Here is a 13,875-nt window from a genome sequence, read left to right on the forward strand (position 1 = left end):
TATACGGATTTCTTCACGCTCTTTGTATCTTAATTAAAGGAGACATTATGATATTACTCACAACCACCTCTGGGCCTTTTGCTTTGAGCCGCTGGGGAGCTTTCTTTGCCAACTTCGGAGATTTTTTAAAAGGTTTTCTTTACACCCTCGAAATGTCAATTCTTGCCCTGCTTCTTTCTTTGCTTTTGGGTATTCTCTTCGGAGCCATGGGCTCTTCTAAAAATAAGGTGCTTAAAGGTCTGTCCCGTATCTATGTCGAAGTTTTTCAAAACACCCCCTTGCTGGTGCAGTTTGTTTTTGTCTACTATGGTTTAGCCATTTTGACAAATGGAGCTCTGATGATTTCCGCCTTTTTCACAGCAGTTCTCTGTGTGGGCATTTACCATGGTGCCTATATCGCAGAAGTCATCCGTTCGGGTATCGAGTCTGTTCCTAAAGGACAGACTGAGGCTGCTCTGTCCCAAGGCTTCAGCTACCGCGAAACAATGAGCCTGATCATTTTGCCGCAGGCTATCCGAACCATTTTACCGCCGATGACCAATCAAGTGGTTAATCTCATCAAGAACACATCAACCGTTGCAATTATCTCCGGTGCAGATATCATGTTTACAGCCAAGGCCTGGGCCTATGATACCACCAACTATGTTCCGGCCTTTGCCGGTGCCGCTCTTCTTTACTTTATCATGTGCTTCCCGCTTGCAACTTGGGCGCGCCGCAAAGAAGAGGCCAACAAAAAGGCTTATAATTTATAAAGGAGGTTAACGAATGAAAGAACTCTTAACATCAACAAATATCACTTTCTTACTTCAGGGTTTATGGCTGACACTCTATATCTCCTTTATCTCTATCGTCCTGTCAACAATTTTCGGTACCGTTTTAGCCGTTATGCGCAATGGTAAAAATAAACTGCTCAGATGGATTGCCAGCATTTATATCGAATTTGTCAGAAATGTTCCTAACCTTTTGTGGATATTCATTGTTTTCTTAGTCTTTCAGATGAAGTCAACACCTGCCGGTATCACAGCTTTTACCGTATTTACCTCTGCTGCTCTGGCAGAAATTGTTCGCGGCGGCTTAAATGCTATTGATAATGGACAGACAGAAGCAGGTCTGGCTCAGGGATTCACGCATTTTCAGATTTTCATTTATATCGTTTTCCCGCAAGCTATCCGCAAGATGCTGCCTGCTATCATTTCTCAGTTTGTTACTGTGATTAAGGATACTTCTTTCCTTTATTCTGTTATCGCTCTCCAAGAATTGTTTGGCAAGAGCCAGATTCTCATGGGGCAGTATTTTGAGGCCGATCAAGTCTTTGCGCTTTACGGTATCGTTGCAGCAACCTATTTTGTTATCAACTTTATCATTTCAAGCTTCTCACGCCGCCTTGCTAAACGATGGGAACAGGCTGCTGATTAAAAGAATAAATTGCTTTTGTCAAATACACGAAAAAAGTGCCGGATAAACAGCAGCATGGCTGCCTATCCGGCACTTTTTGATAGTTAATTAGCCTTTACCCAGCCTGTGGCGTAATCAAAGCTCAGGCCGCTTTGAACATTTGGAATGAATACATTAAATTCTAAACTGCCATCAGAAGATTTAGCTTCTAAATGGCTGCCGCTCGCTAAAATATTATTGCCCTCATACACAAGGGTTACCCGGTAACGAACACGTTTACGGCGATCCAGAGCTCTTCTGATTATCGTTTCATAATAATTTTGCCCAGTTGAATCCGAACTGCTGGCCTGATTGGACCAGGCTGTCTGTGTTGCTACGTTCTGTGGATTGCTTGTTGAAGCATCGAAACCTTTCAGGCCGCCAACCAGCGCATAACCCAGTAAGTGTCCGCGATCAACAGCATGGTCATAGTCTCCGCTCAGATTATGCAGCTGATGCCAGCCTGCAGGCTGCCAGTTGGTCCTTCCATTTCCTGTTTCTTCACGATTTCTGTATTGGCGCGTAGCCTTAGTCAATAGTGCATTAGCTACTGTCGGAACGGTTTTCCCCTGAATGGTCTTAGTCTTATTGTTGGCATAAGGAAGACTGGCAACATCAGCATTAAGAGTAGTCTTATTGTGATTGATGATAAAAGCTCCCGCACCATTCCATTCAATATGAGGACCCAGCGATTTTTTCACAGAAGCTGTTAAAACAGTATTAGCCAGCTCCTGACTGGGAGCGGTCTGATCACTTCGGGAGCCATTTGAGGGAATTTCCGGAGCGGTTTTCTTTCCAGTCACCAGCTGAGCTGCCTGCTTTATCGGATTGTTGTCTGCGATGCGCTCATCAGTCGCAATATAGGTCAAAATCAGCAAGAGCAAGGCTGCAAGCACAGAGACAAGCAGCTTTGTCTGTTTTTTGGTTCGATAATTTTTTCTCGCCATAACGTTTCCTCAGTTATCCTGTATAAGTCAGCAAAAAAGCAGGGAATCCCTACTTTCCTGTAAATTTATCAATCAGCGACTGCCACTTATCCCATGATAAAACAGATAAGGGATTTTTGCCCTCACCGATGAAACTGTAGCCGATCATCAGCCCGACTGCTAAAAAAACAAGGCACAATAGAGCTATCAGAATAACAAAAGCTAATTGATTGCGAACATATTTCCACCCGCTGTTCATTGTCAGTCTCCATTAACACGTTGAATATTTGCACCTAATTTGGCTAATTTTTCATGTAACACGTTGAATATTTGCACCTAATTTGGCTAATTTTTCATGAAATTGGAAGTAACCGCGATCCAAATGATTCAAATTGCCGACAATGGTGCGTCCTTCAGCGACCATACCGGTCAGAATAAGCGCAGCACTGGCACGTAAATCTGTTGACATTACCTGTGCTCCCTGCAGCCGGCGGCCGCCGTGAATCATTGCAGTATCCCGCAAAATTTCTGATGTTAAGCCCATACGGCGCATTTCTTCCAAATGTTGGAAGCGGTTTTCAAACACTGTTTCAATCATAGTTGATTCGCCCTGAACCACAGCCATCAAGGCTGTAAACTGAGCCTGCATATCTGTCGGGAAACCGGGATGGGGCATGGTCTTAACAGTAACCGGTTTTAACTTGGCTACATCAGAGACTACACGGATTCCTTCGTCTTCTTCGGTGACCTCTACTCCCATTTCTCTTAGCTTAGAGATGAGCGGGCGGTTATGCTCCCAGACAGCATCTTTAATTAAGACATTGCCGCCGGTCATGGCAGCTGCCACCATAAAAGTTCCGGCTTCAATCCGGTCTTGAACAACACTGTGCTTGGCACCGTGCATCCTGTCAACACCGATAATAGTCAGGGTTTCAGTTCCCGCACCGATGACCCTTGCTCCCATTTTATTGAGAAGATTGGCCAAATCAACAATCTCAGGTTCCCGCGCAGCATTTTCAATAATTGTTGTTCCTTCAGCCAGAGTAGCTGCCATCATCAAGTTTTGTGTTGCACCGACACTTGGAAAATCCATGTAGATGTTAGCGCCTTTCAGACGGCCGGCGCTGGCTGTAATGTCACCGCCTGCCTGCTCGATTTTAGCTCCCATGGCTTCTAAGCCTTTAAGATGCAGATCGATAGGCCGGCTTCCGATTGTACAGCCTCCCGGCATCGAAACCTTAGCATGACCGTTTCTTGCCAAAAGAGGCCCTAAAACAACAATGGACGCGCGCATTTGGCTGACATATTCATAAGGCGCCACATCGAGAATGTCTCCTGTAGCATCGAGCAAAACTTGATTGTTAGCCTCGTCAAAATCCACTTTGACATTGAGACCGCGTACCACATTATTCATTGTAAACACATCTGACAGAATCGGCACATTTTCCAGCAGTGTTTGTCCTTCTGTCGGCAAAATAGCTGCCGCTAAAAGGGGCAAAACAGCATTTTTAGCCCCTTCAATAATAACATCACCCTTAAGCTGTGTTTTACCACCTTCAATAACAATTTTATCCACGAATTTCTCCATTCACTGTATTTTATTCTTGCATTATACCATAATAAACGGTTAAGACGAATTAATTAAACCACAAAAAAGAGGTCCTGACTCAATGAAATCACGGACCAGATAAAGCTGCTGGTCATATAACCGACGGCAATACTGACAAATAATAAAAATAATTTTAAACGGCTCACATTTTCAGAGCTGTTTTTAATTATTTTTCCCCAATCAAATAAGTTGATGAGCAAATGATAAAAAATAGCAATAAAAATCAAGTGACTCATCAGCATCACAGCATTATATAAAATAGTCATAAATTTATTATATCAAAAAAGAAGCCGAGACTGAACTTAGAAAAATAAAGATTTTCAAACTGACACCTAAAAGTCTTGCAAAAACAGCTGAACGCTGCAGTGCCTGCCAAATCTGCAACACCTGCGGCAGGCAGCTGTTTCTTATTTTCCTGCATCAGCTGAGAGACGAAAAAGACAGCCGCCATAGCTGTCCTTTCTGAATTTGATCCGTTATTTGGAACCGACATTGATACGGTTAAGGGCACGTCTGAGAGCAACCTGAGCACGCTGCACTTCATCAATACGATGTTCTTCTTTAGCTTTTTCGATTTCTTTTTCAGCCCGGATTTTAGCCCGTTCGGCCCGAGACACATCAATATCACGTTCACGCTCAGCTGAGTCAGCAACAATGGTCACGAGATTATTCTTAATCTCAATAATGCCGCCATTAACCGCTACCCAGTCCACATGCTTATCATCATCAATGCGCCGGATTTTCATTTCGTGAACTTCCAGCGGTGCCATCAAATTTTCATGGTTAGCTAAGATACCCATTTCCCCATCGGGCGTCTTGACCAGAATAAATTTAGCATGATGGTCGTATTTTAAACCGTCAGGTGTCACGATTTGTACAGTCATTTCTGCCATTTGGTCACCTCATTAAAAGCCCATCTTTTTCGCTTTTTCAACAACATCCTCAATAGCGCCGACACTGCGGAAGGCATCTTCCGGAAGGTCATCGTATTTTCCTTCAAGAATTTCTTTAAAGCCGCGGACTGTTTCGGCAACTGGTACATAAGAACCGGGCTGACCGGTAAATTGTTCCGCAACGTTAAAGTTTTGCGAAAGGAAAAATTGAATACGGCGGGCACGGCCGACCAAGGTCTTTTCTTCATCAGACAGTTCATCCATCCCCAAAATAGCGATGATGTCCTGCAGTTCACGATAGCGCTGCAGCACATGCTGCACTTCTGTTGCTACCTCATAGTGCTCCTGACCGACAATTTCCGGAGAAAGCGCACGAGAACTTGATGCCAAAGGGTCAACTGCCGGATAAATCCCCATCTGAGTCAGACGGCGTTCAAGATTGGTGGTTGAGTCCAAGTGAGCAAAGGCTGTTGCCGGTGCCGGGTCAGTGTAGTCATCGGCAGGCACATAGATGGCCTGAATAGAGGTAACAGAACCCTTTTTCGTTGATGTAATCCGTTCCTGCAGCTGCCCCATTTCGGTTGCCAATGTCGGCTGATAACCAACGGCTGAAGGCATACGGCCAAGGAGGGCTGAAACTTCAGAACCCGCTTGAGTAAAGCGGAAGATATTATCAATAAAGAGCAGCACATCCTGACCTTCAACATCACGGAAATATTCGGCGATGGTAAGGCCGGTAAGAGCAACCCGCATCCGTGCTCCGGGCGGTTCATTCATCTGACCAAAGACCATGGCAGTCTTTTCGATGACACCGGATTCCTTCATTTCCCAGTAGAGGTCATTACCTTCACGCGTACGTTCACCCACACCGGTAAAGACTGAAATCCCTCCGTGCTCTTGGGCAATATTGTGAATCAGCTCCTGAATCAAAACGGTCTTGCCGACCCCGGCACCGCCAAAGAGGCCGACCTTCCCGCCTTTAAGATAAGGGGCCAAGAGGTCAATTACCTTGATACCTGTTTCTAAAATTTCAGTTGAGGTAGACAGGTCATCAAATGAAGGAGCCTTTTTATGAATGGGCTGCCGCTCAGCATCTTCTGGAAACGGCGTGTCAAGGTCAATTGTATCTCCAAGAACATTAAAGACACGGCCCAGCGTTTCCTTACCAACCGGGACACTGATGGCACGGCCTGTGTCAAGGACCTCAAGACCGCGTGTCAGACCGTCCGTTGACTCCATGGCAATGGTACGCACAAGGCCATCGCCAAGTTCAAGAGCCACTTCGAGGACGATTCTTTGTTTTTTATCGCCATCTTTATAAACAATCAATGCATTATTAATCTCAGGAAGTTTATCATCTGCTGCAAATGCAACATCGACAACAGGACCGACCACCTGAGCAATTTTGCCTGTGCTCATTTTCTTCTCCTTTAACTTAAGATACAAAGGGCGTTAAGAAATCCGTATAAAAATAGGAAACGGACGTCGTGTCGTTAAGACACAAGGACGTTTATCTTTTTTACTAGGATTTTAGCCCGTGTTCAATTAACAAGATACGGCAGAAGATTGTTATCTAAGTGCTTTGCACTTGATAACAAACGCCAATCACCATTGTGAATTGGCTGCCTCTCCCGCTAACTTCGTTTGCTTAGTAAGATCGACTAACCAAACGAAGTGTCGCAAAGGGCGTGTCAAATCCGTATAAAAATAGGAAACGGACGCTGTGTCGCTAAGACACAAGAACGTTTATCTTTTTTACTAGGATTTTAGCCCGTGTTCTATTTTGCAGAGAGATTAATCTAAGGCGTTGGCACCTGCGACAATCTCTGTAATTTCTTGTGTAATCGCGGCCTGACGCACACGATTGTATAATTTGGTCAAATCTTCGATCACCTTGTCAGCATTGTCTGTTGCTGTCTGCATAGCTGTCATGCCTGCTGCATGCTCTGCTGTCTTAGCATCAATAATGGCACCGTAAATCAGACTTTCAGCATATTGGGGCAAAAGCTGTTCCAAAATAGCTTCCCGATTGGGTTCTAATTCAAATCCTGTAACATTGCCTTCGCTCGCTTCATCTGCATCTAAATCTGAAATAGGAAGCATTTTTTCAACACGCACCTGACTGGTCAAACTGTTGATGTGGTGGGTGTAACAGACATAGAGTTCATCAAAGATTTCATTTTTGTACATTTCAACCGACTTTGAGATAATCCGGTTAACTTCCTCAAAGCTCGGGTTGTCTTCCAATCCGCGCAGTTCAAAGGCAACTGGAAAATTGCGGGCCTTGAAAAAATCAGAGCCCATTCCGCCAATAGAAATGATGGTATAGTCGCTCTTATCCGGATGATAATCCTTGATAGTATCCATGACAGCCTTGAGAATGGTTGAATTGTAAGCACCAACCAAGCCCTTATCAGAAGTAATCACGATATAAGCTGTTTTTTTAATCGGCCGTGAAATCAGCATGGGATTAGTCGAGCCTGTGGTCAAATCAGAATGCAGCAAATCTGTTGTAATCTGGCGAATTTTAGAAGCATAAACTTGAAAATTCTTAGCCGCCTGTTCCGATTTAACCAATTTGGCAGAAGAGACCATCTTCATGGCGCTGGTAATTTTCCCGGTCTTTTGCGTTGACGAAATTCTCACTTTAATTTCACTAAGAGAGCCTGCCATATTAGATCCCTCCTGTACTAACTAAATTGTGACTGATCTTTGAAGCTTTGAATAGCCTTGTCCAAAACCGATTCTTCCGGAAGATCTTTGGTCGTGCGAATGGTGTCAAAAATATCACTGTAATGTGAATCGAAATAATCAAACATATTATCTTGGAAGGTCAAAATATCATTGACAGGGACACTGTCCAAGAAACCGTGTGTCAGAGCATAGAGAACGAGCACTTGCTTTTCAACTGCCAAAGGTTTATGGAGGCCTTGTTTAAGCACTTCTACCGTACGGCGGCCACGATTGAGCTTAGCCTGTGTTGCAGAATCCAAATCAGAACCAAACTGTGTAAAGGCTTCAAGTTCACGATAAGAAGCAAGATCCAGACGCAGCGTTCCGGCTACCTTTTTCATGGCTTTAATTTGGGCAGAGCCGCCGACACGCGATACCGAAGATCCCGCATCGATAGCCGGCCGAATCCCTGAATTAAAGAGGTTTTCCTGAAGGAAAATCTGACCGTCCGTAATTGAAATCACATTCGTTGCGATATAGGCCGAAATGTCCCCTGCCTGTGTTTCAATGAAGGGCAGAGCCGTTACAGACCCGCCGCCCAACTCATCTGACAGTTTGGCCGAACGTTCCAAAAGCCGGCTGTGAAGGTAGAAAACATCACCCGGATAGGCTTCACGTCCCGGCGGACGCCGCAAAAGAAGCGAGAGTTCACGATAAGCAACCGCTTGTTTTGATAAGTCATCATAAACAATTAAAGCATGCTTGCCCTTGTACATAAATTCTTCTGCCATGGCAACACCTGCATAAGGCGCGATGTACAGCAGAGGTGAGGGCTGTGACGCAGAGGCTGTGACAACAATCGTGTAATCAAGGGCTCCGTATTTACGGAGAATTTCTACCTGACTGCGGACAGTAGACTCTTTTTGACCGATGGCAACATAGATGCAAATCATATCCTGCCCTTTTTGATTGATAATGGTATCAATGGCAATTGATGTTTTACCTGTCTGCCGATCACCGATAATCAATTCACGCTGACCGCGGCCGATCGGCACTAAAGCATCGATAGCCTTAATCCCTGTTTGCAAGGGCTCAGAGACGGACTGACGCTGCATGACACCGGGAGCCGGCGTTTCAACAGGACGGGTAGCATCTGTTGCTATTTCTCCCAGCCCGTCAACAGGCTGACCAAGCGGATTAACCACACGGCCGATGAGAGCCTCACCAACAGGCACTTCCATAATCTTGCCGGTACGCTTAACCGTGTCGCCTTCGCGAATACTGTCAAAGTTACCGAGAATAATGATCCCTACATCATTTGATTCCAGATTTTGCGCCATCCCAAAAGTTCCATTGCCAAATTCAAGCAGCTCACCGCTCATGGCATTATCCAAGCCTCTGGCACGGGCAATACCATCACCGACATAAGTAACAACACCAGTCTCTGTGACATCAAAATTTGGCTGGAAGTTTTCAATTTGCTTTTTAATTAAAGCGCTAATTTCTTGTGCGTTAATTGCCAAAAATCACACCACTTTCTATTTCAAATTCATTTTTAATTCTTGTAATTGGCTGCGAATACTAGTGTCAATTACTTTATTATTCGCCTTGAGGATAAAACCGCCAATGACATCTTCATCAATTTGTTCAATGAGATCCCGCTTAGTCAAATCAAATTTCTTTTCAGCCAGCTGCACTAACCGTTCTTTTTGGCTGTCTGACAGAGCAACAGCTGCTGTCACCTCAACATCAAAGGTTTGCGTTTTGAGACTGAGTTCTGTTAAAACTTCTTCCATAATCGGCTTGAGCAAACTTTGACGCTCATTTTGCAGAATTATCTCAAGAAAATTTTTCATGTAATCTGAACAAGACTCTTGAAACAACCTGACCAAACGCGCCTTTTCAGACAGGCTGACAGCTGTGCCGGCTAAAAAGTTCTGCACTGCTTTATCATCAAGGACGGTTAAAATGGCTTTAACATCATCATAAACAGCCGCTGTCGCCTTTTTTTCAATAGCCACATCCGCGAGACTCTTTGCATAAGTTTCTGTTAAAGCCTGCGTTTTTTTATCCATTAGGCATCTCCCAATTTGTCTAAATAGCTGTCAATCAATTCGCTCTGAGCTGTTTTATCGAGACTTTTTACCATGATTTTTTCAGCCAAAAGAACACTGAGATCAGCAACATCTGCTTTGACACTTGACAGTGCTTCTGCCTTGCTGCTGGCGATATCCTGATTTGCCTTATCTTTGAGGCGGCTGACCTCTTCATGGGCTTCTGTAACAATCTTAGCTTCCTGAGCTTTGCCTGTTTCTTTGGCATTTTCAATAATTTGGACAGCTTCATCCTTGGCTTGATTAAGTTCAGCCTGACGCTTATTCTCTAGAGTCTGAGCATGCTGACGTGCACTTTGGGCATCGTCAATATCTTTTGCAATCTTGTCTTCCCGAGCCTGAAAAACAGCCATAATTTGAGACCAGGCGAACTTCCTGAGAAGAACAAACAGAAGAACAAAAGATCCTGTAACAATAATAAAATTTCCGATAAATTGACCAACTGATACCGACATTTATTCTCCTTTCTTACTCTCCATTGACCTTTTTACTCAAATACATAGACGTCAGCAGGGTAAAAACATAACCCTGCAGACAGGAAATAAAGACAGAAAAAGCCGTCCAAACCAAATTAAGAACAAAGGCAACAGGAGCAATAAAAACACTGACATCAACCATTTTTAAAATAAGACCCATGACAACTTCCCCTGCATAAATATTGCCGTAAAGACGCAAAGCAAGAGAAGCTAAATTAGTGACTTCTTCCAATAAATTCATCGGTGTCATTCCGATAGGGGTAACAAAAGCTTTCAAATAGTTTTTTATCCCGCGGCGTCTGATACCTTCGGCATGGACAATAATGGTCACAAAAAAGGCGAGACCAAAATCATACATCATATTAGAAGTCGGCGATGTCCATAAATTATACTCACTGGTTTCAATCCTGCTCATCAATCCGAGATTGTTGGCAAAAGCGACGAAAGTGAACAAGGTAAACAAGAAAAGTGAGTAGCGTTTTCCATTTTCTTCACCCAGGTTTGTTTTAGCAATTCCTGTTACAAAGTCATAAAGGTACTCCAAGACATTTTGCCTGCCTTTGGGTTTTAGCGCCATGCAGCGGCTCGCCCAAAAAACAAATCCAAAGACAGCAAAAACTGTCAAAAGAGACATGGCAAGCAGGGTCAGATCAAATGTTACCGGTCCAATACTAATTGTAGGTGTGTTTGATTCCAACTAACTCCCCCCTTTTCTAAATAGGCAGGACACAAACCCTTTATTTAAGAATAAGTGTCATGGCAAGGGTAACGAAGAAAGTACCTTCAATAAAGGCAACACCCATGATCATAAGAGTTCTTAACTGACCGATAATTTCAGGCTGACGAGCTGCTGCTTTAAACAAGTTAGCAACCAAGTAACCTTCTGCCAAACTAGCACCAAAACAGGCTAAACCAAGAGCCATAATACCTAAATTCATTTTGAATTCTCCTTTTAAATTTTTTTACTTGTTTAGTGTATTCCTATTTTCAGTGTTTGTCAACGAAAACAAGAAATTGTTTGCGCTTTCTTGACCTTTAAATTTAAGCCTTTCCCAGCATCTTTTTTCAGCCACAAAAAAGAAGCCAAACAGGGCTATAAGGTCCTAATAAACTTGCTGATTTTGCCAGATCAAATTAGCAGCAAAAAAAAGAGAACGGGAGCAAATTCTATGTTTTTAGAATTTGCTGTCCCGCCCTCTTTGGGAAGGCTTATTTTTCTAACTGCCAAATGTCTTTTGCATACTCTGTGATGGTGTCATCAGAAGTAAATTTATCAGAATTAGCAATGTTACGCAGACTCATGCGAGCCCAGCCTTCACGGTCGCGATAGAGAGCATCGATTTTTTCCTGCGCTTCCACATAAGAAGTAAAATCCTCAAGCAGGAAGTACTCATCATTATGGGTAATGAGCGCTTCATAAATTTCCGTTCCCTCACTTTGGCTGTTTGGAATGGTGCCATTGATAAAGGTGTCCACCACGCGCTTAATAACTGGATTAGACTCGTAAACACCGCGCGAATAATAATCATGATTGCGATAGTGGCGGTAAACATCGTCCTTATTCATCCCAAAGATAACAATGTTATCATCACCGACTTCGTCTTTTATTTCAATATTCGCCCCGTCAAGTGTTGCCAGCGTAATACTTCCGGTCATCATGAATTTCATATTGGATGTTCCTGATGCTTCTTTTGAAGCCAGTGAAATCTGTTCAGAAACATTAGCAGCCGGAATAATCAGCTCTGCCAGACTGACATTGTAGTTCTCCAGAAAGACAACTTTGAGCTTTCCTTGAAGAGAGTCATCATTATTGATAAGATTGGCCAGCTCATTGATAATCTTAATGACAGATTTAGCAAAATGATAGCCTGGTGCTGCCTTGGCACCAAAAATAAAGACACGAGGCACAAGGTCAAGATCCGGATTATCCTTTAAATCCCAGTAAAGCTTGACAATATGCAGAACATTGAGCAGCTGACGCTTGTAAGCATGGAGCCGCTTGACCTGAACATCAAAGATAGCATCAGTTGATACGTCAATGCCGGTTGTTTCTTTGATATAGGCAGCCAGCTTCACCTTTGAATCCTGCTTAACGCGGTAGAAAGCGTTAAGAACCTCTTTATCATCAGCAAAATCATTAAGTTTTCTCAGTTCATGAATGTCTGTACGCCAGCCATTGCCGATTGCCTCATCAATCGCTGCCGACAATTCAGGTGCCGCAATCTGTGTCCAGCGGCGTTGAACAATACCATTGGTCTTATTATTAAATTTGCCCGGGTAAAGTGTATAAAAGTCATGCAGAGTATCTTCTTTAAGCAGCTCCGTATGCAGTTTTGCTACACCATTTACGGAATGTCCGCCGATAATGGCAAGATTGGCCATATAAATCTGATTGTCTTTGACAATGCGGGTATTTTCAATAATATGCGGATCAATACCTTTTTGCGCCAGACTGGCAACAAAGCGGTTGTCGATTTCAAGAATAATCTGATAGACACGCGGCAGAACATTTTTGAACAGTCCGGCATCCCATTTTTCCAAAGCTTCTGAAAGAATGGTGTGATTGGTATAACTCATGGTTTGTACCGTCGTTTCCCAGGCCTGATCCCATTCTAAACCGTAATCATCAACCAAAAGGCGCATAAACTCAGCCGGTGCAACAGCCGGATGGGTATCATTGATATGAACAGAAATCTTTTCGTGAATCCGCTCTAAGGGCCGCCCTTGTTTCAGATATGATTTAATGATAGTTTGCAATCCGGCGCTGGTCATGAAGTACTCTTGAATTAAACGCAGCTCTTTTCCTTGATAATCAGAATCATCCGGGTAAAGAATGGCTGTGATATTTTTCACCCGCCGGCGGTCTTCCAAGGTCGGGTAATTGAGTTCATATTCTTCAGGAATTTCAACATCCCAAAGGCGAAGATTGTTGATATTGTCATTGCCAAAACCAATCTGCGGAACGTCGTAAGGCACGGCACGAAGCACCTGGGCACCGTCATAGGCAGGAACGATACGTCCTTCTTCATTGGCCTGCAGATGCACATTGCCAAAGAGTTTAACTTCAACGGCATCATGATCTTTGCGGGTTTCCCAGACATTGCCGACAGAGCCAAACCAAGCGTCAGGCAGCTCTGTTTGATAGCCGTTGACAATGCGCTGTTTGAACAAGCCGTATTGGTAGCGAAGTCCGTTGCCAAAGCCGGGATAGCCGGTTGTTGCCAGCGAATCCATAAAAGCTGCTGCTAAACGTCCCAAGCCGCCGTTCCCCAGAGCCATGTCATACTCAGCATTTTTAACATCTTTGAAATTGATCCCTAAATCGGCAAAACCTTCTTTAACGGTATCAAGAATGCCCAGATTCAGCAGATTGGTTTCAAGCATCCGGCCAGGAAGAAACTCAATTGAAAAATAGTAAGCTACTTTTTGATGGTTTTCTGAAATTTTACGGTTTCGCTCCAGCCAAAGCGGTGTGTAATATTTACGGATAACCTTTGCCAAAGAACTGAAAAGTTCTGTCGGGGTGGCATCAGGTACCTTAATCAGCTGCTCTTCGTGCAGAGTATCTTTGAAATCACGGATGAATTTTTCTTTTGTTAGTTGCATTTTTTTCCTTTCGTAAGAGACTGCTAAAACTGTCGGGATTTGTGCTTTTGCTGACAGTCTGACTGCTGTTCTTTGAACTGAGAGCAGACAGCAAACTGCTGCCGGTTTGAACAGACCTTGTCAATCCAAGCCGGCAGAACAGCA

At 43.7% G+C, this 13,875-nt stretch carries 15 protein-coding genes; 2 read left to right on the forward strand and 13 right to left on the reverse strand.

From position 1 onward, the window contains the following. Window positions 1-47 precede the first annotated feature (47 nt). Window positions 48-752, forward strand: a complete 705-nt coding sequence (locus tag AC4HAN_RS04270) for an amino acid ABC transporter permease (RefSeq protein ID WP_491091358.1) — start codon at window positions 48-50, stop codon at window positions 750-752. Window positions 753-765: 13 nt separating this feature from the next. Beyond that, window positions 766-1,416 (forward strand): amino acid ABC transporter permease, encoded by a 651-nt coding sequence (locus tag AC4HAN_RS04275; protein WP_491091359.1) that lies wholly within the window; start codon window positions 766-768, stop codon window positions 1,414-1,416. A gap of 83 nt (window positions 1,417-1,499) precedes the next feature. Here AC4HAN_RS04275 and AC4HAN_RS04280 read toward each other — a convergent pair whose 3' ends face one another. The 13 genes from AC4HAN_RS04280 to AC4HAN_RS04340 form a co-directional block, all read right to left on the reverse strand. After that, on the reverse strand, window positions 1,500-2,381 hold the full coding sequence (locus AC4HAN_RS04280; protein WP_491091360.1) for a DNA/RNA non-specific endonuclease: 882 nt from the start codon (window positions 2,379-2,381) through the stop codon (window positions 1,500-1,502). A 49-nt stretch (window positions 2,382-2,430) separates the two neighbouring features. Continuing rightward, the gene (locus tag AC4HAN_RS04285) at window positions 2,431-2,619 is read right to left on the reverse strand and encodes a DNA-directed RNA polymerase subunit beta (RefSeq protein ID WP_491091361.1); all 189 of its coding nucleotides are present in this window, start codon (window positions 2,617-2,619) and stop codon (window positions 2,431-2,433) included. 51 nt (window positions 2,620-2,670) lie between these two features. Next, window positions 2,671-3,936, reverse strand: a complete 1,266-nt coding sequence (gene murA, locus AC4HAN_RS04290; protein ID WP_491091362.1) for a UDP-N-acetylglucosamine 1-carboxyvinyltransferase — start codon at window positions 3,934-3,936, stop codon at window positions 2,671-2,673. 65 nt (window positions 3,937-4,001) lie between these two features. Further along, window positions 4,002-4,235, reverse strand: coding sequence for a DUF1146 family protein (locus AC4HAN_RS04295; protein ID WP_491091363.1), 234 nt, complete (start codon window positions 4,233-4,235; stop codon window positions 4,002-4,004). 210 nt (window positions 4,236-4,445) lie between these two features. Next, on the reverse strand, window positions 4,446-4,862 hold the full coding sequence (locus AC4HAN_RS04300) for a F0F1 ATP synthase subunit epsilon (protein WP_027975684.1): 417 nt from the start codon (window positions 4,860-4,862) through the stop codon (window positions 4,446-4,448). Between the two features lie 12 nt (window positions 4,863-4,874). Next, the gene (gene atpD / locus AC4HAN_RS04305) at window positions 4,875-6,281 is read right to left on the reverse strand and encodes a F0F1 ATP synthase subunit beta (protein WP_491091364.1); all 1,407 of its coding nucleotides are present in this window, start codon (window positions 6,279-6,281) and stop codon (window positions 4,875-4,877) included. 375 nt (window positions 6,282-6,656) lie between these two features. Continuing rightward, on the reverse strand, window positions 6,657-7,535 hold the full coding sequence (locus tag AC4HAN_RS04310) for a F0F1 ATP synthase subunit gamma (RefSeq protein ID WP_491091365.1): 879 nt from the start codon (window positions 7,533-7,535) through the stop codon (window positions 6,657-6,659). Window positions 7,536-7,552: 17 nt separating this feature from the next. Beyond that, complete coding sequence (atpA, locus tag AC4HAN_RS04315) at window positions 7,553-9,058, reverse strand: F0F1 ATP synthase subunit alpha (RefSeq protein ID WP_491091366.1); 1,506 nt, start codon at window positions 9,056-9,058, stop codon at window positions 7,553-7,555. A gap of 15 nt (window positions 9,059-9,073) precedes the next feature. Then, a complete protein-coding gene (locus tag AC4HAN_RS04320; protein ID WP_491091367.1) occupies window positions 9,074-9,610 on the reverse strand; it encodes a F0F1 ATP synthase subunit delta in 537 nt (178 codons plus the stop codon). Then, complete coding sequence (gene atpF, locus AC4HAN_RS04325; RefSeq protein ID WP_491091368.1) at window positions 9,610-10,104, reverse strand: F0F1 ATP synthase subunit B; 495 nt, start codon at window positions 10,102-10,104, stop codon at window positions 9,610-9,612. Before atpF ends, AC4HAN_RS04320 begins: the two co-directional genes overlap by 1 nt. 13 nt (window positions 10,105-10,117) lie before the next feature. Further along, window positions 10,118-10,822 carry a F0F1 ATP synthase subunit A gene (gene atpB, locus AC4HAN_RS04330; RefSeq protein WP_491091369.1) on the reverse strand — a complete coding sequence of 235 codons (705 nt, stop codon included), beginning with the start codon at window positions 10,820-10,822 and terminating at the stop codon, window positions 10,118-10,120. A gap of 40 nt (window positions 10,823-10,862) precedes the next feature. Continuing rightward, entirely contained in the window at window positions 10,863-11,063 is a 201-nt protein-coding gene (locus tag AC4HAN_RS04335; protein WP_491091370.1) for a F0F1 ATP synthase subunit C, read from the reverse strand. Window positions 11,064-11,334: 271 nt separating this feature from the next. Next, the gene (locus AC4HAN_RS04340) at window positions 11,335-13,731 is read right to left on the reverse strand and encodes a glycogen/starch/alpha-glucan phosphorylase (protein WP_491091371.1); all 2,397 of its coding nucleotides are present in this window, start codon (window positions 13,729-13,731) and stop codon (window positions 11,335-11,337) included. Between the last annotated feature and the right edge of the window lie 144 nt (window positions 13,732-13,875).

Source organism: Streptococcus sp. ELY_86, from assembly GCF_058314495.1.